At 69.1% G+C, this 20,175-nt stretch carries 18 protein-coding genes; 3 read left to right on the forward strand and 15 right to left on the reverse strand.

Annotated features, from left to right (window positions below):
* Window positions 1–87: 87 nt before the first annotated feature.
* From purH to sucC, 6 genes are all read right to left on the reverse strand, one after another.
* Window positions 88–1,767: a bifunctional phosphoribosylaminoimidazolecarboxamide formyltransferase/IMP cyclohydrolase gene (gene purH, locus ACU5E9_RS08595; protein ID WP_456813199.1), complete on the reverse strand. Its 1,680-nt coding sequence runs from the start codon at window positions 1,765–1,767 to the stop codon at window positions 88–90.
* The gene (purN, locus tag ACU5E9_RS08600; RefSeq protein WP_456813200.1) at window positions 1,764–2,357 is read right to left on the reverse strand and encodes a phosphoribosylglycinamide formyltransferase; all 594 of its coding nucleotides are present in this window, start codon (window positions 2,355–2,357) and stop codon (window positions 1,764–1,766) included. Before purN ends, purH begins: the two co-directional genes overlap by 4 nt.
* Before the next feature lie 9 nt (window positions 2,358–2,366).
* Window positions 2,367–3,623, reverse strand: a complete 1,257-nt coding sequence (locus ACU5E9_RS08605) for a cell division protein PerM (protein WP_456813201.1) — start codon at window positions 3,621–3,623, stop codon at window positions 2,367–2,369.
* A gap of 89 nt (window positions 3,624–3,712) precedes the next feature.
* Window positions 3,713–5,275 (reverse strand): APC family permease, encoded by a 1,563-nt coding sequence (locus ACU5E9_RS08610; protein WP_456813202.1) that lies wholly within the window; start codon window positions 5,273–5,275, stop codon window positions 3,713–3,715.
* Between the two features lie 123 nt (window positions 5,276–5,398).
* The gene (sucD, locus tag ACU5E9_RS08615; RefSeq protein ID WP_456813203.1) at window positions 5,399–6,286 is read right to left on the reverse strand and encodes a succinate--CoA ligase subunit alpha; all 888 of its coding nucleotides are present in this window, start codon (window positions 6,284–6,286) and stop codon (window positions 5,399–5,401) included.
* Between the two features lie 34 nt (window positions 6,287–6,320).
* Entirely contained in the window at window positions 6,321–7,490 is a 1,170-nt protein-coding gene (gene sucC, locus ACU5E9_RS08620; protein ID WP_456813204.1) for an ADP-forming succinate--CoA ligase subunit beta, read from the reverse strand.
* Window positions 7,491–7,694: 204 nt separating this feature from the next.
* On the opposite strand from sucC, the gene ACU5E9_RS08625 reads away from it, so the two are divergent.
* Window positions 7,695–8,090 (forward strand): DUF3054 domain-containing protein, encoded by a 396-nt coding sequence (locus ACU5E9_RS08625; protein ID WP_456813205.1) that lies wholly within the window; start codon window positions 7,695–7,697, stop codon window positions 8,088–8,090.
* An 85-nt stretch (window positions 8,091–8,175) separates the two neighbouring features.
* Here ACU5E9_RS08625 and ACU5E9_RS08630 read toward each other — a convergent pair whose 3' ends face one another.
* The 4 genes from ACU5E9_RS08630 to ACU5E9_RS08645 all read right to left on the reverse strand — a co-directional run bounded on the left by ACU5E9_RS08630 (window position 8,176) and on the right by ACU5E9_RS08645 (window position 13,173).
* Window positions 8,176–8,373: a hypothetical protein gene (locus ACU5E9_RS08630; protein WP_456813206.1), complete on the reverse strand. Its 198-nt coding sequence runs from the start codon at window positions 8,371–8,373 to the stop codon at window positions 8,176–8,178.
* A 112-nt stretch (window positions 8,374–8,485) separates the two neighbouring features.
* Complete coding sequence (locus tag ACU5E9_RS08635) at window positions 8,486–9,592, reverse strand: FUSC family protein (RefSeq protein WP_456813207.1); 1,107 nt, start codon at window positions 9,590–9,592, stop codon at window positions 8,486–8,488.
* Window positions 9,589–12,072 carry an ATP-dependent helicase gene (locus ACU5E9_RS08640; protein ID WP_456813208.1) on the reverse strand — a complete coding sequence of 828 codons (2,484 nt, stop codon included), beginning with the start codon at window positions 12,070–12,072 and terminating at the stop codon, window positions 9,589–9,591. The genes ACU5E9_RS08635 and ACU5E9_RS08640 overlap by 4 nt, the downstream gene beginning before the upstream one ends.
* 51 nt (window positions 12,073–12,123) lie before the next feature.
* Window positions 12,124–13,173 carry a glycerophosphodiester phosphodiesterase family protein gene (locus tag ACU5E9_RS08645; RefSeq protein ID WP_456813209.1) on the reverse strand — a complete coding sequence of 350 codons (1,050 nt, stop codon included), beginning with the start codon at window positions 13,171–13,173 and terminating at the stop codon, window positions 12,124–12,126.
* Between the two features lie 38 nt (window positions 13,174–13,211).
* On the opposite strand from ACU5E9_RS08645, the gene ACU5E9_RS08650 reads away from it, so the two are divergent.
* Both ACU5E9_RS08650 and ACU5E9_RS08655 read left to right on the forward strand, forming a co-directional pair.
* Window positions 13,212–13,820, forward strand: coding sequence for a hypothetical protein (locus ACU5E9_RS08650; RefSeq protein ID WP_456813210.1), 609 nt, complete (start codon window positions 13,212–13,214; stop codon window positions 13,818–13,820).
* A 100-nt stretch (window positions 13,821–13,920) separates the two neighbouring features.
* A complete protein-coding gene (locus tag ACU5E9_RS08655; RefSeq protein WP_456813211.1) occupies window positions 13,921–14,736 on the forward strand; it encodes a Bax inhibitor-1/YccA family protein in 816 nt (271 codons plus the stop codon).
* Window positions 14,737–15,046: 310 nt separating this feature from the next.
* Here ACU5E9_RS08655 and guaA read toward each other — a convergent pair whose 3' ends face one another.
* The 5 genes from guaA to ACU5E9_RS08680 are packed head-to-tail and all read right to left on the reverse strand — an operon-like array spanning window position 15,047 to window position 19,892.
* Window positions 15,047–16,726 (reverse strand): glutamine-hydrolyzing GMP synthase, encoded by a 1,680-nt coding sequence (gene guaA, locus ACU5E9_RS08660; protein ID WP_456813212.1) that lies wholly within the window; start codon window positions 16,724–16,726, stop codon window positions 15,047–15,049.
* Window positions 16,723–17,160: a DUF3817 domain-containing protein gene (locus tag ACU5E9_RS08665; protein ID WP_456813213.1), complete on the reverse strand. Its 438-nt coding sequence runs from the start codon at window positions 17,158–17,160 to the stop codon at window positions 16,723–16,725. Before ACU5E9_RS08665 ends, guaA begins: the two co-directional genes overlap by 4 nt.
* A 9-nt stretch (window positions 17,161–17,169) precedes the next feature.
* Complete coding sequence (locus ACU5E9_RS08670) at window positions 17,170–18,009, reverse strand: SURF1 family protein (protein WP_456813214.1); 840 nt, start codon at window positions 18,007–18,009, stop codon at window positions 17,170–17,172.
* The gene (locus tag ACU5E9_RS08675; RefSeq protein WP_456813215.1) at window positions 18,006–19,361 is read right to left on the reverse strand and encodes a cation:proton antiporter; all 1,356 of its coding nucleotides are present in this window, start codon (window positions 19,359–19,361) and stop codon (window positions 18,006–18,008) included. The genes ACU5E9_RS08670 and ACU5E9_RS08675 overlap by 4 nt, the downstream gene beginning before the upstream one ends.
* Before the next feature lie 3 nt (window positions 19,362–19,364).
* Window positions 19,365–19,892, reverse strand: a complete 528-nt coding sequence (locus ACU5E9_RS08680) for a cation:proton antiporter regulatory subunit (RefSeq protein WP_456813216.1) — start codon at window positions 19,890–19,892, stop codon at window positions 19,365–19,367.
* Window positions 19,893–20,175 lie beyond the last annotated feature (283 nt).

Raw genomic sequence — 20,175 nt, forward strand, 5'->3', positions numbered from 1 at the left:
GATCCGACTGGGAAGAACATCACAAAAGCAGAACGCCGGGCGACGCATCCGTCGTGCGGATACGTCGCCCGGCGTCTGCGGACTGGATCAGTGGAAGAAGTGTCGTTCACCGGTGAAGTACATCGAGACGCCGGCGGCCGTCGCGGCGGCGATGACCTCCTCGTCGCGCACCGAACCGCCGGGCTGCACGACCGCGGTCACGCCGGCCGCCAGAAGCACCTCGAGCCCGTCGGCGAACGGGAAGAACGCGTCGGACGCGGCGACGGCGCCCTCGGCGCGCTCCCCGGCCCGGCTCACGGCCAGATGGCAGGAGTCCACCCGGTTGACCTGGCCCATACCGACGCCGACGGATGCGCCGGCGTGCGCGAGCAGGATGGCGTTCGACTTCACGGCCCGGCACGCCTTCCAGGCGAACTCGAGGTCGGCGCGGGTGGCCGCATCCACCTCGGGACCGGAGACGAGACGCCACTCATCGGTGTCGAGGCTGTCGAAGGTGTCGGTCTCCTGCACCAGCAGTCCGCCGGAGATCTGGCGCAGTTCCAGCGACGAGCGGCGGTAGTCGGCGGGCAGTTCGAGCAGGCGGATGTTCTTCTTGGCGCTGAGCAGCTCGAACGCGGCCGGCTCGAAGCCCGGGGCGACGAGCACCTCGGTGAAGATCTGGCTGACGGTCTCGGCCATGCCCAGGGTGACGACGCGGTTGGCGGCGATGACACCGCCGAACGCCGATACCGGGTCGCAGTCGTGCGCGCGGTGGTGGGCGGAGGCGATGGCGTCGGGCGCCTTCGGATTCGCCACGGCGATGCCGCAGGGGTTGGCGTGCTTGATGATGGCCACGGCCGGTTCGCTGAAGTCGAACGCGGCGCGCACGGCGGCGTCGGCGTCGACGTAGTTGTTGTAGGACATCTCCTTGCCGTGCAGCTGCTTGGCCTGGGCGATGCCCTGGCCGCCCTCGCCGAGGTACAGCGCGGCGGCCTGGTGCGAGTTCTCGCCGTAGCGCAGCACGCTGGCGCGGGTGGCTTCGATCGCGAGGGTCTCGGGGAACAACGCGTCGGCGGTGTCGTCGGTGTCGCCGACGATGGCGTCGAACGCGTCGAGGATCTCCTCGCCGAGGGCCTCGGTGTCGTCCTGCCACTGGTCGTAGACGTTCTCAGTGAACCAGGCCGACACGCTGAGGTCGTAGTTGGCGGTGTGCTCGAACGCGAGCGACGCCAGTTTCTGGCGCAGGCGCAGGGTGCTGCCGCCGGCGGCGACGGCCGTGACGATCTCCGGGTAGTTGTCCGGGTCGACGACGATGGCCACGTTGGGGTGGTTCTTGGCGGAGGCGCGCACCAGGGCGGGACCGCCGATGTCGATCTGCTCGATCACGTCGGCGGGCTCCGCGCCGGATTCGACGGTCTCGACGAACGGGTACAGGTTCACGACCACGAGCTGGAACGGGGCGATCGACAGGTCGGCGAGCTGGTTCTCGTGCGCTTCGAGGCGGAGGTCGGCGAGGATGCCGGCGTGCACGCTCGGGTGCAGGGTCTTGACCCGGCCGTCGAGCGACTCCGGGAACCCGGTGACGGCGGAGACATCCGTGACGTCGTGGCCGGCCTGGCGGATGGTGGCGGCGGTGGAACCGGTGGAGACCATCTCCACCCCGGCGGCGGCGAGGGCGTTGGCCAGCTCGACGAGGCCGGTCTTGTCGGAAACCGAGATCAGCGCGCGCTGCACCGGAATGACGTCCCGGTCGCGGTAAAGGCTCCGGGCGTTGGTGTGACCGCTCATATGGGGGAATGCTCCTTGAGATCGACGTGTCCGTTGGCGATGTCGAGCACTGCCTGCACGAGCAGGCGGCGTTCGACGAGTTTGATGCGATCGTGGAGCGAGTCCTGGGTGTCATCGGCGAGTACCGGCACCCGCTCCTGGCTCACGATCGGTCCGTCGTCCACTCCGTTGTCGACGACGATGATGCTGGCGCCGGTCTGGGTGGCGCCGGCGGCGAGCGCGTCGCGCACCCCGTGGGCGCCGGGGAACTCGGGCAGGTAGGCGGGGTGGGTGTTGATCAGGTGCGGCGACAGCGCGGCGACGACCCGCGGCGGCAGCAGGCGCATGAAGCCGCTGAGCACGGTGAGGTCGGGCTGCCACTGCTGGATCTGCGCGAGCAGCGCGTCGCCCCAGGTGTCCCGGTCGGCGTGCGAGGAGAACGGGACGGTGAAGGTGGGGATGCCGAATTCCTCGCCGAGCTCCAGTCCGTCGGCATCCCGGTCGGCGCCGATGGCGACCACCCGGGCGGGAAATTCGGCGTCCTCGGACGCCTCCAACAGCGCGCGCAGGTTCGAGCCTCCGCCGGAGATCAATACGACCAGTGACAGCACCATCCGAGCCTACCGTTTCGTTGAGACTTCCTCGGCGCCAGACTCCGAGGTCCGGGCCCGTCGGCCACCGACGAGCATACCGAGTGCGGCGGCGATGCCCACCTCCGCGAAGGTGAGCGCCCCGACGACCAGCGGGTTCGGGCCGACGTCGGCGAGCCGGCCCGGTCCCATCGCGCCGGCCGACCACCAGGCGAGCAGGCCGAGCAGGATGCCGGCGACGGCGCCCATGAGCGCCCCGGTGATGAGCATCCGCACCCGGCCGTGCGGCGCGTTGGCGCGTTTGTCGAAGCCCTGGCGCACCAGGACGGCGATCACGAAACCGACCAGGACCGGCACCAGCAGGCCGAGGAAGCCGTAGTCCAGGGTGCCGTGCGGGAGGGCGCCGAACACCGGCAGGCCGGGCACGGCATCGAGGGAGGTGCCGAGCGGCGAGACGTTCGTGCCGGTGCCGAGGGCGATGCCCGGGCCGACGAACCAGCTGGCGGCCCAGATCACGAGGTTGGGGATGAACGCCAGCTGGCCGATGGTGAGGGCGATGCCGCCCATCACGTCGGCCTGCAGGGCCTCGTAGAGTCCGATCACCGTGGCGAAGTTGGCCAGCACGGAGACGCAGACGGCCACGCCGGCGACCACCAGGATACCGGCGGTGGCGGCGGCCCCGCCGCGGAACGTCGCGCCGAGCTGGCTGCGCACCTCGGCCGGGATGCGGTGCAGCTGGTCGTCGATCGGGCGCAGCACCCAGCCGGGCAGCACCGGCGCCGTGCGGGGGGCGCCGGCCAGGCCGATCAGCACCCCGGTGGCGAAGACGAGGGTGGGCAGCAGGATGCCCTGCACGGGCGCGGGGGTGACGATCATGGTGCCGGCGGAGAAGGCGAGCAGCGCGGCCAACAGTCCGTAGGTGAGGACCGCGACCCCGGCGGCGGTGAGGGTGTAGTCGGTGCCGGCGGCGCGGCGACCGGTGCGGACCCCCAGCAGCAGGGCGACCAGGGCGAAGCCGAGCAGCGCGATGGAGAGGGTGAACGGCAGTTCGGAGCCGGCCAGGCCGAGCGAGGCGGACAGTTCGACCGGCAGTTGCACCACGAGGTCGACGCCGTTGCCGAGAAGCCACACGTCCACGGCGGCGCGCCAGAACACGAACCAGTCGATGCCGAGGCCGTAATGGGTGCCCCAGAGGATCGTGAGCGGGAGGAGGGCGATGCCCAGGCCGATGGCGACGACAATGAGCGCCTCGAGCGCGGCGAGCAGGGCAGTCGTTATACGGTTCATATCCGTGTGGGAGCTTACCGTGGCGCGGCTGCACGGGCACCGAACCCGGCCGCATCCGGCGGGAATCACCAGGCGGCGATCCTCAAGGATCAGATCCCGCCGTCCACCGACCGGGTCACCGGCAGGTCGGCATCCGGCACCAGCACCGGGGTGTCCCGGTTGAGCGATTCGCCGCGGAAGAACGGCCTCGACCCGGCGAAGAACGACCAGATGATCATCAGCAGTACCCCGACCAGCAACGACCCGACCCCCACCACGAAGACGCCGCCGACGCCCCAGATCACGGTGTAGCCGTAGTCGGGTCGGATCATGTCCATAAGGGAGAACACGAACGCGGCGGTGAGGATCAGCGAGCCGAGCAGCGGGAAGACGAAACGCATCCAGGCGTTCCGCCAGCTGGTGAACAGGTCGTGCCGGAAGTACCAGACGCAGGCGTAGCCGGTGATGGCGTAATAGAACGCGATCGCCAGGCCCAGCGAGAGCACGGTGTCGTTGAGGATGTTCTCGCTCACGAAGGTCATGCCCACATAGACGGCCACCGCCACGACGCCCATCACGAAGGTGGAGAACGACGGCGTCTGGAACCGCGGGTGCACCTGGCCGAACCGTCGCGGCAGCGCCTTGTAGACGGCCATCGCCAGGGTGCCGCGGGCGGTCGGGAGGATGGTGGTCTGGGTCGAGGAGACTGCGGAGATCATCACGGCCGCCACCAGCAGCCAGGCCCACGGCCCGAACACCGCGTCCTTGAGCGCGAAGAACACATCGTCGGCGTTGCCCTCGTTGCCGAGGCCGAGGCCGGCGGTGCCGAGCCCGGCGTACGCCATGGCCGCGACGGCTACGCCGACATAGGTGACCAGCAGGATGACCGTGGTGAGCACCGCCGCCTGGCCCGGGATGCGCTTGGGGTCGCGGGTCTCCTCGTTCAGGGACAGGCAGGTGTCCCAGCCCCAGTAGATGAACAGGGCGAGCAGCACACCCTCGACGAGGCCGGGGAAGGAGGTCAGCGCGAACGGGTTGAACCAGTCCGCCTGCGGCAGCGTGGACCCGGCCGGGGCGTTGCCGGTGAACACCGCCCAGAGAGTGAACACGGTGAACAGCACCAGCGCGAGGTATTGGAAGCCGAGCAGCACGTTCTGCAGCCGCTCACCGATCTCGATGCCCCGGTAGCTCACCCACACCATCAGCACGATGAAGACCACGCCGGTGAGGGTGACGATGAACTTGTTCTCGGCCAGGTCGGGGTTCACGAGCAGCCAGAAGTAGATGCCGCCGATCTGGGCGAGGTTGCCGAGCACCACGATGCCGGCCACGGCCACGCCCCAGCCGCCCATCCAGCCCACCCACGGCCCGAACGCCTTCGTCGCCCAGGTGAAGGTGGTGCCGCAGTCGGGGATGTCCCGGTTCAGTTCCCGATAGGCGAACGCGACCAGAAGCATGGGGATGAACGCGATGACGAAGACGATGGGCGCCTGGGCGCCGACGGCGAGCACCACAAAGCCGAGGGTCGCGGCGAGGGAGTAGACCGGGGCGGTGGAGGCGAGCCCGAGGACCGTGGAGCCGAACAGGCCCAGGGTACCGGCGGCGAGGCCCTTGCCCTCTGACCGGGCCGGCGGGTCGGGTCGCACCGGAAGCGTCGCATCATTGCGGGCCATGATTCTCCCTCCGTCGGCGCCGGCATCCGCCGACGGTCGCCGTCTTGTGGGGGCATCGTACTCGTCGCGCCGGGCACGAGAAAGGGCCCGCCGGATCGGCGGGCCCTTCGTCGTGTGGTGTGGTTACAGCGCGGCGAGAACCTCGCGCAGCAGGGTCGCGGTCTCGCTCGGCGTCTTGCCGACCTTGACCCCGGCGGCCTCGAGGGCCTCCTTCTTGCCCTGCGCGGTTCCGGCTCCGTCGGAGACGATGGCGCCGGCGTGGCCCATGGTCTTGCCCTCCGGTGCAGTGAAGCCGGCCACGTAGCCCACGACGGGCTTGGTGACGTGCGCCTTGATGTACGCGGCGGCCTTCTCCTCGGCGTCGCCGCCGATCTCACCGATCATGACGATGGCCTTGGTTTCCGGGTCGGCCTCGAATGCCTCGAGGGCGTCGATGTGGGTGGTGCCGATGATGGGGTCGCCGCCGATGCCGATGGCGGTGGAGAAGCCCAGGTCGCGCAGTTCGTACATCATCTGGTAGGTCAGGGTGCCCGACTTGGAGACCAGGCCGACCGGGCCCTTGCCGGTGATGTTGGCCGGCGTGATGCCCACGAGTGCTTCGCCGGGGGTGATGATGCCGGGGCAGTTGGGCCCGATGATGCGGGTCTTGTTGCCCTTCTCCTGGGCGTAGGCCCAGAACTCGGCCGAGTCCTTGACCGGCACGCCCTCGGTGATGATCACGAGAAGGCCGATTTCGGCGTCGATCGCTTCGATGACGGCGTCCTTGGTGAAGGCCGGCGGCACGAACGCGATGGAGACATCCGCGCCGGTCTTCGCCATGGCTTCGGCGACCGTGCCGAAGACGGGCAGTTCGACGTTGCCGTGCACGACGGTGGTGCCGGCCTTGCGGGCGTTGACGCCGCCGACGATCTGGGTGCCGGCCTTGAGCATGAGGGCGGTGTGCTTGGTGCCCTCACCGCCGGTGATGCCCTGCACGATGACCTTGGAGTCCTTGTTGAGGAAGATTGACATGTTTTTCCTTAATCCTTGATCTCGACTGGCTCGATCAGCGGGCGGCGTTGGCGAGTTCGGCGGCCTTGGCGGCGCCTTCGTCCATGGTGGCGGCCAGAGTGACCAGCGGGTGGTTCGCCTCGGTGAGGATGCGACGGCCTTCTTCGACGTTGTTGCCGTCGAGGCGCACGACGAGCGGCTTGTTCGCGGCGGAGCCGAGCTCGGCGAGCGCGCCGACGATGCCCTTGGCGACGGCGTCGCAGGCGGTGATGCCGCCGAAGACGTTGACGAAGACGCTCTTGACCTGCGGGTCGCCGAGGATGACGTCGAGGCCAGCGGCCATGACCTCAGCGGAGGCTCCGCCCCCGATGTCGAGGAAGTTGGCGGGCTTCACGCCGCCGTGGTGCTCGCCGGCGTAGGCGACGACGTCCAGGGTCGACATGACCAGGCCGGCTCCGTTGCCGATGACGCCGACGGAACCGTCGAGCTTGACGTAGTTGAGGTCGTTTTCCTTGGCCTTGGCCTCGAGCGGGTCGGCTGCGGCGGCGTCTTCGAGTTCGGCGTGGTGCGGGTGGCGGAACCCGGCGTTCTCGTCCAGGGTGACCTTGCCGTCGAGGGCGATGATGTCGCCCTCTTCGGTGAGGACGAGCGGGTTGACCTCGACGAGGCTGGCGTCCTCACCCTTGTAGACGTTGTAGAGCTGCACGAAGACGGGAGCGACCTTGTCGACCAGCTCGGCGGGGAACTTGGCCTGGATGGCGATCTCCTTGGCCTTGGCCAGGTCGATGCCGGCGTTGGGGTCGATCGCGACGTAGGCGAGCGCCTCGGGCTTCTCGACCGCGAGGACCTCGATCTCCACGCCACCCTCGTAGCTGGCCAGGGAGAGGTAGGAGCGGTTGGACCGGTCCAGCAGCACCGAGAAGTAGAACTCCTGCTTGATGCGGGCTCCCCCGGCGACCATGACCCGGTTGACGGTGTGGCCCTTGATGTCCAGGCCCAGGATGGCGCGCCCGGCGGCTTCGGCCTCATCCGGGGTCTTGGCGACCTTCACGCCGCCGGCCTTGCCGCGGCCGCCGACCTTGACCTGCGCCTTGACGACGACGACGCCGCCCAGCTTCTCGGCTGCGGCGCGCACCTCCTCGGGCGTGTCAGCGACGATGCCCGGCAGTACCGGTACTCCATACTGTTCAAAAAGGTCTCTGGCCTGGTATTCGTAAAGATCCACGCTGTTCTTCCAATCCGCGTCATAGCGTTCCGTGCATGGGGTGTGGGTGATCTGCCTCCCTGGCGCGAAAACTAGCTCGACGTCGAGAGATACTGACCTTCTCAAACTCTACCTTCTCAGATCGCCGGCCGAGGTGCGCCCGGCGCCGCCGCATCCGCCGTCTCAGCGGAGACGCGGGCCGGCGCCGGCCGGTATTCTGGGCCCATGCCGTATCGCAACTCCAGCCCCGCCCTCATCGCGCTCGCTGCCGGGGTCGATGCGGCGCTGCTGTTGCTTTTCGTCGTGATCGGCCGCGCCAACCACGGTGAAGACGGCCTCATGGGCGTGCTGGGCACCTGGTGGCCGTTCCTGGCCGGACTGGCCGTGGCCTGGGTTGTGCTGCGCGCCTGGCGCACACCGCTGCAGCTGCGTTGGACCGGTGTCGGCGTGTGGCTGATCACCGTCGTGGTGGCCATGCTGCTGCGGGTGGCGTCCGGTCAGGGCGTGCAGCTCAGTTTCGTGATCGTGACCGTCGTCGTCGTCGGGGTGTTCCTGCTCGGCTGGCGCGGCATCGCCCTGCTCGTGCGGCGCCTGCGCCGCCCCGCCGCGACGTCCCGCTGACAGCCCGCCAGGTCTGCGCGAACGCAACCAGCTCCGCTGGTCGAGCCTGTCGAGACCCCGCGAGACGACCTCACTGACGCAGGGGTCAGCGGTCGAGGTCGTCGATGTCGGTGTCGTCATCGTCCAGGTCGACGGGGCGGTTGTCGGCGTCGTCTCCCCACTCGTCGAGGTCCGGCACCTCGTCCTCGTCGTCGTCGTCGGGAATCTCCAGGTCGTCGACGGTGCGATTGTCGTCGAGCGCCTCGGGGTCGTGCGGCCACAGGCCGTTCGCGTCACTGGTCATGTCGAGCCTCCTTGGGCGTGCCTCTGGCGAAGGGTTGGGGGCGAGTCGGTGACACCGTACCTGCCCCAGGGGTCGCCGACAAGGCGCCGGGCGGCTGGCGATCCGGCGGATTTCAGGCCGGTGCGGACTCTCGTCGCGCGGCCGCCCTGGCCAGGCCGGCGCGGGTGACGACAACGATCACGAGGGCAACGGCGCCACCGAGCGCGGTCTCCACCACCCGGTCGACCAGCAGCACCGAGACCGGCATCGGGCTGCCCAGGTGCGACACCGTCAACGCCAACGGCGTGATGAACAGCAGCGCGGCACCGTAGTGCTTGCCGACCAGGATTTCGGCACCGAACTGGCCGACGGCGATGACCAGGATCAGCACCCAGACCGGCGGCCCCGGCAGCAGCACCAGCGCGGTCAGCACGACCCCGAGGGCCGTGCCGAAGATGCGGTGGAACGCGCGGGAGGTGGAGTGCCGGGCCCCGGGTGGCGGCAGCACGGCCACGACGCTCACGACCGCCCAGTACGGGTGCCCGATGCCCACGAGAATGGCCAGGCCGCCGGCGATCAGGCTGCCCACCACCATCTGCCCGATCGACAGCCACACCCGGCCGCTGCGGTACGCGGCCAGGTTCACCCGGGGTTGCCGCGGCAGCTGCTTGAACAGCGGGGCGCTCCGCTCCGGTGCGGCCCGGCGCAGCAGGGCGCCCGACATCGTCACCAGCCAGGCGAATGCCGCGCCGGCCACGCCGACCAGCAGCCGTGATGCCACCTGGTCGGGTTCGGTGGGCACCTGGGAGCACACGGTGTAGGCGAACACGAAGAACAGGGGCGTGCCGGGGAACAGCCCCATGGTGTTCACCAGCAGCACCCCGGTGACGAGCACCACGACGAGGCCGACGGTGAGCAGCCACAACGGCGCCCCGATCGCCGCCAGGACGAGGCCGAACGCGATGCTGCCGACCAGCCCGGCGGCCGCGACGCTCACCGACCGGGCCCGCAGCCGGTACGGTTCGCTGCGCCCGAACAGTGCGGTCATTCCGCCGAAGGAGGCGTAGACCGCCCAGTCGATGCGCCCGGCCAGCACCAGCACGATGAGGGGAAGCACCATCGCGAAGGTCGCCCGGGTGGCGACCTCCAGGTCGAGGGCGCGCAGCGACCGCGCCCACTGCCTCAGGGTTTCGGGCCGGGAACGGGCATCCGCGGTGTTGTCGTGGTGTGGCGCCGTCACTCGATCTTCTCGATCGGCGCAACCTTGATCAGCAGCTTCTTCGCCCCGCTGGTGTCGAACTGCACGTGCGCGATGCGCTTGGTGCCCTCCCCCGTGACCTGGTTCACCCGGCCGTCACCGAAGTCGACGTGGCGGATGCGGTCGCCCGCGTTGAGGGTGAGGTCGCCGTTGTCGCGCACCTGAGCGGTGATCCGGTTGGCCCACTCGGTCTTCGGCTTGGGCGCCGGCGGCAACTGGCCGGGGGTGCCGCTGCGGGAGCCGAAACCGCCGCCACCGAACCCGCCGCCGTCGCGGCGGGCGTTGAGCGCGCGCGGCTGGGAGCCGCCGCGGGAGTTGGCCATGCCGGGCGACTGCTTCCAGTCGATCAGCGCCGCCGGGATCTCCTGCAGGTAGCGGCTGGGCATCGCCACGTTCACCTCGCCGAACTGGGCGCGGGTCATCGCAAGCGACAGGTACAGCCGTTGCCGGGCGCGGGTGATGCCCACGTAGAAGAGGCGCCGCTCCTCGGCCGGCCCGCCGGGTTCACCGGCCGACATCTGGTGCGGCAGCAGGCCCTCCTCCACACCGGTGAGGAACACCGCCTCGTACTCGAGGCCCTTGGCGGTGTGCAGGGTCATCAGCGACACCGTGCCGGAGGCGTCGTCGAGGTCGTCGGCGGCGGCGACGAGGGACACCTGGGTGAGGAAGTCGACCAGGCCGGCGTCGGGGTTCTCCCGGTTGAAGTCCTTGGTCTGGGCGACGAGCTCCTCGATGTTCTCCGCCCGCACCTCGTCCTGCGCGTCCCGGCTGCCGCGGAGCACGGCGAGCAGGCCGCTGCCGTCGAGCAGGAAGGTGAGCAGGTCGCTGACGTTCATGATGCCGGTCGGGTTGTCCGGGGCGAGGGACTGCGCGGCGGTGTCGAGCAGGGTCGCCAGCTTGAGGATGGCGCCGGTCACCTTGGGGCCGAGGCCCAGGCCGCCGGAGTCGCGCATCGCCTGCCGGAAGGTGATGCCGTTGGTCTCGGCGAAGCTGGCCAGCTGGGTTTCGGTGGCGGGGCCGATGCCGCGCTTGGGGGTGTTCAGGATGCGGCGGAGCGCGAGTTCGTCCTGCGGGTTGGCGACGGCGATGAGGTACGCCAGCGCATCCTTGATCTCGGCACGCTCGTAGAACTTGGTGCCGCCGACGACCCGGTACGGCACCGCTGCGCGCACCAGGATCTCCTCCAGCGCACGGGTCTGCGCGTTGGTGCGGTAGAACACGGCCATGTCGCGGTAGGCCATGCCGGCCCGGTGCAGCACCTCGATCTCGTCGGCGACGAACTGCGCCTCGTCGTGACCGTTGTACGCGGTGTAGCCGACGATCTTCTCGCCGTCTCCGCCGGCGCTCCAGAGCTTCTTCTCGCGGCGGTCGAAGTTGTTGCCGATCACGGCGTTCGCGGCCGAGAGGATGTTCTGGGTGGACCGGTAGTTCTGCTCCAGCAGGATCACCTTGGTGCCGGGGAAGTCCCGCTCGAACTCGGTGATGTTGCGGCTGGAGGCACCGCGGAAGGCGTAGATGGACTGGTCGGAGTCGCCCACCACGGTGAGGCTGGCGCCGGGGATCTGCCCGGAGGGGTCCTGCAGGTTCTTGACGTGCAGGCCCTGGTCCTCCATGTCGTCGGCAAGTTCGGCCGCGACCGGGCGGGTGAGCTCGCGCACCAGGGCGTACTGGGCGTGGTTGGTGTCCTGGTATTCGTCGACCAGGATGTGCCGGAACCTACGCCGGTACAGCGCCGCGACCTTGGGGAACGCGCGGAACAGGAACACCGTCTCGCCGATCAGGTCGTCGAAGTCCAGGGCGCTGGCCTCCCGCAGCCGTCGGGTGTACTGGCGGAAGATCTCGACGAACATGACCTCCTGCGGGTCGCTCATATTCGCGTTGCGGGCGTAGGAGTCGACATCCGCCAGCTCGTTCTTGAGCTTGGAGATCTTCGACGCCACATTGCCGGGGGTGAAGCCCATCGTGTCGGCGTCAAGCTGCTTGATGATGCGCTTGATGGTGACCTTGCTGTCGGCGGAGTCGTAGATGCTGAAGTTCGTCGACAGGCCGGCGCTCTCCGCCTCGCGGCGCAGGATGCGCACGCAGGAGGAGTGGAAGGTGCTGATCCACATGCCGTCGGACGCCTGGCCGAGCAGCCCGCGCACGCGTTCGCGCATCTCGGCGGCGGCCTTATTGGTGAAGGTGATCGCGAGGATCTGGCTGGGCCACGCCTCGCGGCTCTCGATCAGGCTGGCGACCCGGCGGGTGAGCACGCTGGTCTTGCCGGAGCCCGCGCCGGCGACGATGAGCAGGGCCGGGCCGCGGTACTGCACCGCCTCGAGCTGCTGCGGGTTGAGGCCGTCGAGCAGGGGGCTCTGGTACGAGTCGTCCCCACCGGTCGGACCGGCGTGGCCGTCGAGGATGATCGGGGTCGCCGACGACCTGGTGGCGGGGGTGTTGGGCAGGTCTGAGGACAATGTCATGGCCAGCCAATTCTAGGCGCAGCCGCTGACACCGCACCGGGGAGGAACGCCTCAGGCAGTCGGGAGCGGATGCGCCGCCGGCTGCGGCAGCCCCGCCGCCAGGCCGTCGCGCACGAAAACGGCCAGGTCGGGCTGGTCGGCGAAGACACCGTCGATGCCGGTGTCCATGATCGTGCGGAACTCGGCCTGCCAGTTGCCGAAGTCGGCCTTGCGGGTGCCGACCCGGAAGGACGGGGCGAGGAACCGGTTCTCCGGCCGCAACGTCCAGGTGTAGATCTCCAGGCCCGCCGCGTGGGCGGAATCAACGAGGTCGGAGGCGCCGTCCACCATTCCGTCCGCGTCTGTGTTGAGGATGAGGGACTTGGGCACGCTGATGCCGTCGAGCTGGTGGCCGAGCTGGTACAGGGCCAGGTCGGTGAGGTACTCCGCGTAGCAGGTGGCCCGGTCGCCGAACCGGGCGACGAGGTCGGCGGGGGCGCCGGTGGCCTCGAGCAGGAACACCCGCCGGCCGAAGATCCCGCGCGCCTGCACCTGGGCGAGCACGGTGCGTTCGAAGCTCTCGATAGTGAGCCGGCCCTCGCCGGTGTTCCAGCCAGCCTCGTTGACCTCGGCGGCGAACAGTTCGTCCAGCGGCAGCCCGATCGACTCGAAGTAGCTGGCGTGTTTGATCTCGGCGACGAGGCCGAGTTCCCGGTCCAGCGGCGCCTCGGCGAGGTCCACGAGCCGGAACACGTCGCGCAGCCGCAGGATCGGGAGGAGCCCGTCGAAGCTGGCGCTGAGCGGGCGGAGCGCGGGCAGCCGTTCCCGGGCGCGCAGGGTGGAGAGCTCGGCCCAGGTGAAGTCCTCGGTGAACCAGCCGGTCACGGCGACGCCGTCGATGACCTTGTCGGCCCTGCGGTCGGCGAATTCGGCGTGATCGGCCACATCCGTCGTGCCGGAGATCTCGTTCTCGTGCCGCACCACCAGGATGCCGTCCTTGGTCGCCACGATGTCGGGCTCGACGGCGTCGGCGCCGAGGGCGAAGGCCAGGCTGTAGGCGGCCTCGGTGTGTTCCGGCCGGTAGCCGCTGGCTCCACGGTGGCCGATCACGAGGGGTTTCATGTCCCAAGGTTAGCCGTGGCCTGCCAGAATCACAGGTTATGACCGAATGGACCGAACCCACCCCGCCGGTGCGCTGGGGTAACCCCCGGTGGCGGTACGGGGTGGGGCTGGTCACGATCGTGCTCGGCGCGGCCGCGACGACGCTCACCAGCACGTACAGCCTGTGGTTCCTGCTGCTCGGGCCGCTGGTGCAGCTGCTGGGCTGGTTGATTCTGCCCGGTGCGCTTTGGCGCCGGCTGCTGCTGCTGCTGCCCTGCCTGGTGGCGGCGCTCGTGCTCGTGGCCGGCCCCGATTTCGTCGGCGCGTTCGCGGTGCTGCTGGCCGGCTGGCTGTTCGCCCGGCACCGCCCGCCGCTGAGCTACGTCGCCGTGCTGCCGGTGATCGTCCTGAGCTTCGTGCTCAAGGGCGCCCTGAACGAGTACGGCCAGAACTGGGTCGGGCTGCTCAGCGGGTCGGCGGCGACGGTGGCCTGCGCCTGGTTGGGCCGGGCGCTGGCCGTGTGGCGGTGGCGCACGATCCGGGCCTGGCGGGCGCGGCGGGCGGCATCCGCTGGGGATTCGGTCGCGGCCGCCTCGCCGGCCACGCTCCCCGGGCCCGCCGCGGACCCTGCCGCCGTCTCCGCTGGCCACCCGGTGAACCCTGAGTAGACTCTCAGCAAACTACGGTTTGTTCCAGTAGATTTGTTGCACAGACTCGCGCGCACGTGAAGGCGCACCCCTCACCCAGCTGATTGTTAGGCAGGAAACCATGGCAACCTCCAACCCCGCATTCCGAAACGCCGCGTTCGGCGCTCCCGGCGCCGTTGCAACGTCCAAGGTGCTCTCCGACAACGACCTGCAGGACCTGTACAACGCGCCGTCCGCCCGCTCGCAGGACACCGACCGGATGACCTACGAGGACACGATCGGTAAGACGGTCCTGTCCTTCGCGATCCTGCTCGCCGCGGCCGCGACCGCCTGGGTCCTCACGCCCGTCGCCCCGTTCCTGCTGATCCTCGGCGCGATCGGCGGCCTCGTGCTCGGCCTGGTCAACGCGTTCAAGAAGGAGCCGTCGCCGCCCCTGATCCTCGCCTACGCGGCGCTGGAGGGCCTGTTCGTCGGTGGTATCTCCCGCGTCTTCGAGCAGATCGCACCGGGCGTTGTCGTGCAGGCGGTCATCGCCACCCTCGTGGTGGTCGGTGTGACCCTGGCGCTGTTCTCCAGCGGCAAGATCCGCGCGTCGAAGCGGGCCACCAAGGTCTTCCTCATCGCCATGGTCGGCTACGCCGTCTTCTCCCTGGTCAACTTCGGCATGATGATGTTCGGCGCCGTCGACGGCGCGTTCGGCATGCGCAGCGGCAGCATCGAGATCGCCGGCTTCGAAATCAAGCTGGGCCTGCTCATCGGCGTCCTGGCCGTGCTCATGGCCGCGTACTCCCTCGTGCTCGACTTCGACTTCATCCAGCGCGGCGTCAACAACCGGGCCCCCCGCAAGTTCGGCTGGAGCGGCGCGTTCGGCATCATGGTCACCGTCGTGTGGCTGTACGTGGAGCTGCTGCGCATCTTCATGATCGCCCGCGAGTAGCGCTCCCCCGGCGCCCAGGCGCTCACGCGCCACCCGCAGCATCCGCACCACCCGAGAGGGCCGGCCCACCAGGGCCGGCCCTTTCGTCGTTGCCCCCGCCCGCTCCTCATCCGGCTGCATAACTCCTGCAATTTGCGGGATCCGGTCACAGATTTGGTGTCTGACCGGACTCGGCCGGAATCCAGCAGGAGTTATGCTCACCCGCCCGTGCGGCGAGGCGGGCGGGCTGGCCGGCCGGGCGGGTTAACGACGGAAGCACCCCCGCGCGGGCGGGGGTGCTTCCGGCACGACTAGCGGAGCGGCGGTGCGCCTACTCCCATTCGATGGTCCCCGGCGGCTTCGACGTGACGTCGAGCACCACGCGGTTGACCCCGTCGACCTCGTTGGTGATGCGGTTGGAGATCTTCGCGAGCAGGTCGTACGGCAGGCGGGTCCAGTCGGCCGTCATGGCGTCCTCGCTGGAGACCGGGCGCAGCACGATCGGGTGACCGTAGGTGCGGCCGTCGCCCTGCACGCCCACCGAGCGCACGTCGGCGAGCAGCACAACGGGGCACTGCCAGATCTCCCGGTCCAGGCCCGCGGCGGTCAGTTCGAACCGGACGATCGCATCCGCCTTGCGCAGCAGGTCCAGGCGCTCCTGGGTAACCTCGCCGACGATGCGGATGCCGAGGCCGGGTCCGGGGAACGGCTGGCGCTGCACGATCTCGGCCGGCAGGCCCAGCTCGGCGCCGATGGCCCGCACCTCGTCCTTGAACAGGGCGCGCAGCGGCTCGACGAGCTCGAACTGCAGGTCCTCGGGCAGACCGCCCACATTGTGGTGGCTCTTGATGTTCGCGGTGCCGCTGCCGCCGCCGGACTCGACCACGTCGGGGTACAGGGTGCCCTGTACGAGGAAGCGGATCGGGTCGCCGTCGATCTCGGCGGCCTCCTTGATGAGCTCGGCCTGGGCCTGCTCGAAGGTGCGAATGAATTCGCGGCCGATGATCTTGCGCTTGGTCTCCGGGTCGCTGACCCCGGCGAGGGCGTTGATGAACTGCTCGCGCACGTCAACGGTGACCAAGCGGATGCCGGTGGCCTTGACGTAGTCTTCCTCGACCTGGCGGCGCTCGTCCTCGCGGAGCAGGCCGTGGTCCACGAACACGCAGACGAGCTGGTCGCCGATGGCCTTGTGCACCAGGGCGGCCGCGACGGCGGAGTCGACGCCGCCGGAGAGCCCGCAGATGACCTTGCCGGTGCCGACCTGGGCGCGGATCTTGGCGACCTGTTCGGTGATGACGTTGCCGCTGTTCCAGTCGGCGGGGATGCCGGCGGCGCGGTGCAGGAAGTTCTCCAGCACGTGCTGGCCGTGCGCGGAGTGCTTGACCTCGGGGTGCCACTGCACGCCGTAGAGCCGGCGCTCGTCGTTCGCGAATGCGGCAACCGGGGTGGAGACGGTGGACGCCAGCACGGTGAAACCGTCGGGCGCCTTGGAGACGGAGTCGCCGTGGCTCATCCACACGGTCTGGTCCACCGGCTGGTCGGCGAGCAGCGCGTTGACGCTGTCGGAGACGACCACCGGGGTGGAGCCGTATTCGCGCTGGCCGGTGTGCGAAACCTCGCCGCCGAGGGCGGTGGCCATCACCTGGAAGCCGTAGCAGATGCCCAGAACCGGGATGCCGAGGTCGAAGATGGCGGGATCGAAGGTGGGGGCGCCATCCGCGTAGACGCTGGACGGGCCGCCGGAGAGGACGATGCCGATCGGGTTCTTCTCGGTGACCTCCGCCGCGGTGATCGAGTGCGCCACGATCTCCGAGTAGACGGATGCCTCGCGCACGCGCCGGGCGATCAGCTGTGCGTACTGCGCACCGAAGTCGACCACGAGCACGGGGCGGCTGATGCCGGAGGCGGCGACAGGCGCGGCGCTTTCCTCGGTGCCGAGCTGGTTTTCGAGGCCTTCAGCGCCTTCGGCGCCGTCGGCACCGACGATGTCCATCGGGTTCACGGCGCTCATGCGCGGACCCCGCTCTCCACCGAGGCGACGGGGTGTGCGGCGAGGTACGCCTTGACCCGGTTACCGATCCGCACCTCCAGGAAGAAGGACAGGAACGGGATGATGCCACCGAGGGCGATCAGCAGGAAGGTGGGGAAGGGCCAGCGCATGATGCTCCAGAGGCGGAAGTCGGCGAACAGATACAGGACGTAGAACCAGCCGTGCACGATCAGGATCGCGGTGCTCAGGTTGAACGCGGACACGGTGTCCCGAGCCACGAGGGCCAGGAAGCCGTTGGGTCCGCCCAGTTCGATCTCGTACTGGAAGACGAACTTGAGGATGACCTCGACGCAGAGCAGCAGCAGGAAGACACCGGTGATGATCGACGAGACCTGGTACAGCCGAAGCGCACCGGGGATTCTGGGCAGGTCGGCAGGCTTGGGTTCAAGTGGCATGGGCTAATTCTACGGGGCCGTGGCGCGCGGCCGGTCGGCGGGGGCGTCGGCGCCGCCGCCGGGGTTCTCCCCGGTGCCGGCCGCGTCGGCGGCGTTGAGTTCGGCTTCCTCGAGTTCGCGCTCCCAGGCATCCCGCACCAGTCGGTACCAGAGGAACACGGCAAAGCCGGCGAAAACGGCCCACTCGAGGGCGTAGAAGATGTTGAGCCAGTTCAGAGGAACCTCCACGACGGGCTCCGGGGAGTCGATGGCGACGAGGCCGTCGGGGGCGTCGGCGGCGACGATGTAGCCCTGGTAGACGGACTGGTCGTCCCAATTGGCCCAGAGGTTGATCAGCGCCGCGGTCGACACGGTGGTCATGGTGTGCGGGTCGGCGTCCTCGTCGGGCACCTCCGGCGCCTCGGAGGAGAGGAACCGGCCGGTGAGGGGCTGCAGCGACTGGATCGTCATCTCGGTGGCGAGCCGGTCACGCACGGCTGCGGCCTGGTCGGCGTCGGCGGTCCAGCCGCGGGCGACGGCGATGCTGGCGCCCTCGGCGGTGACGAAGTGGCTGACGACCCAGAAGCCGGTCTCGCCGCCGTTGTGGCGGCCGCTGATGATCTGCTCGTCACCGGGCACGTAGGAGCCGGTCGTTTCGACCAGCTGGCCTTCCGCGATCTGCTCGGGCGGGCCATCCGGTGACACCGTGTCGGTGAGCGGCTGCACGGTTTCGGTGCTGCGCTCCACGACCTGGCCGGAGGAGATGGCGCGGTCCAGCTGCCACTGGCCGAGCAGCGCGAACGCGGCGGCGATGGCCAGGGCCAGCAGCAGGGCGGCGATCCAGCGCGGGCGCACCATCATGCGAATCATGAGTAGTCCCCGCTGTGTTCGTCGGCCCCGGCCTTGTCGGTCTTCTTCTTGGTCGGGTAGGTGTCGGAGATGAAGTCCATCATCGGGTCTGCGGTGGCCTGGTCCTGCGTGGCCGCCTCGACGAGCGCGATCTCCTCGGCGTGCATGGCGTCACGTTCCGGGCTGCGGGCGGGCGGATGCTGCGCCTTCGACCGGCGGCCGAACGCCGCGCCGATCTTCTCCGAGTTGGCGGTGAAGAGCGGTCCGAGGATCGCCATCGTGAGCACGTACAGGCCGGCGAAGGGTTGCAGCCGCTGGTCCAGGCCGGCGCTCACCGACAGGGTCGCGAGGATCAGGGTGAACTCGCCGCGGTTGACGAAGATCGCCGCGGTGTTCAGGCCTTCCCGCACGCCCATCTGGTGCATCCGCGCCAGCAGCATGCCCGAGCCCAGGCTGAGTACGAAGGTCATCAGGATGGCGATGAGCACCACGAAGATGACCGAGCCGAACTGCGCCACATCCAGGGCCAGGCCGAAGTTGAGGAAGAAGAACGCACCGAACACGTCGCGCAGCGGCACCGCGACCCGTTCGATGCGGCCGCGGTAGGTGCTGGCGCCGAGCACCACGCCGATGAGGAACGCGCCGATCGCGTCGGTGACGCCGATGATCTCGCCGATACCGGCGAACAGCACGGCCAGGCCGAAGAACAGGATGGTGAAGAGTTCGTCGTCCTTGGTGCGCATCAGCCGGGACACGACCCGGCCGCCCCACCGGGCGACGGAGAACATCACCACGAGGAACAGGAACGCGATGAACAATTGCAGCACGATCGGCCAGATCTCGGTCTCGCCGCTCAGCACGACGGAGACGATGGCCAGGTAGACGGCGATGAAGATGTCGCCGACCACGGTCACCCCGAGGATCATCGGGGTTTCCTTGTTGGCCAGCCGGCGCAGTTCGATGAGCAGTTTGGTGATGATGGCGCTCGAGGAGGTGCCGGTCATGCCCGCGATGACGAGGGCTTCCCGGGGTCCCCAGCCCACCATCATGCCGAAGGCGAAACCGACGCCCATGTTGATCAGGATGTACGAGCCGCCGGAGACCAGCAGTTTTCCGGCGTCGCCGAAGAAGGCCTCCTGGTCGAACTCGAGGCCCAGGCTGAACAGGAGCAGGATCAGCCCGAAGACCGCGATCAGTTCGATGTCGGCGGAGTGGAAGTCCAGTGGGAACCATCCGCTGTACGGGCTGGCGAGCAAGCCCACGATCATGTAGATCGGGATGGACGGCAAGCCGATCAGCTTGCCCAGGCGGCCCAGGACGTAGGCAACCACCAGCAGGATGCCCAGGGTGATGAGATCTTCACCGAGGTTCATCGATCAACCTCCGGGCGGCGAGTCGACAGTCTTCGCCGTGATCGCGCCGGTGCGGAAGAAGGCGAACGCCTTCGCCACCTTTTCGGGTGAGCCGGCCACGACGAGGGTGTCGCCGGGGAAGACCTTGAAGTCGGGAGCCGGCGCCGGGTTCGCGGATTCGCCACGCACGACGGCCACGACGGTGAGGCCGGCGATGCCGCGCTCGGCGGGGTTGCCGAGCGGCTGGCCGGCGATATGGTCCTCGTAGTCCACGGTGAACCAGTCGATGCTGAGCCCGGGGATCTGGTCGAGCGCGGTGAGCGACTCGGTGATCTGGGTGCCGCCGAGCAGTTCGGCGAGGGTGTGCGCTTCGTCCTCGCTGAGGCGCAGCGAGACCTTGCTGGCGTCGGGGCCGCCCTCGTCGTCGGCGAAGGTGATCAGGTCGCTGTGGCCGGAGCGGTGGGCGATCACACCGACCTTGCCGCCGTCATCGGTGATGAAGGTGTGCAGCACACCCACACCGGGGAGCTTGACCCGTCGAACGTCAACCATGGTGCGACTCCTGAAGGCTTGTGGGCGGTTAGACCATTCTACCGGAGGCTTTCGGCCGGTTCTCCGGGTCCGACACGGCCGCATCCGGTGCGCCCCGAATGGCGCCGCAGCCGTTCGGAGCACCTCTTGGGCGCCTCGCCGTGTTCGGTGCACCTCCTACGGGCGACCGCGCCCGCTACAGCGGGCGCGATCGCCGACATGAGGTGCACTCGCGGGCGGGAAGGGGCGGTCGAGGCATCATCCACAGGGAGAGACAGCCCGAGGAATTGCACAGATACCTCCG

The sequence above is a fragment of the Cryobacterium sp. AP23 genome, from assembly GCF_054075385.1.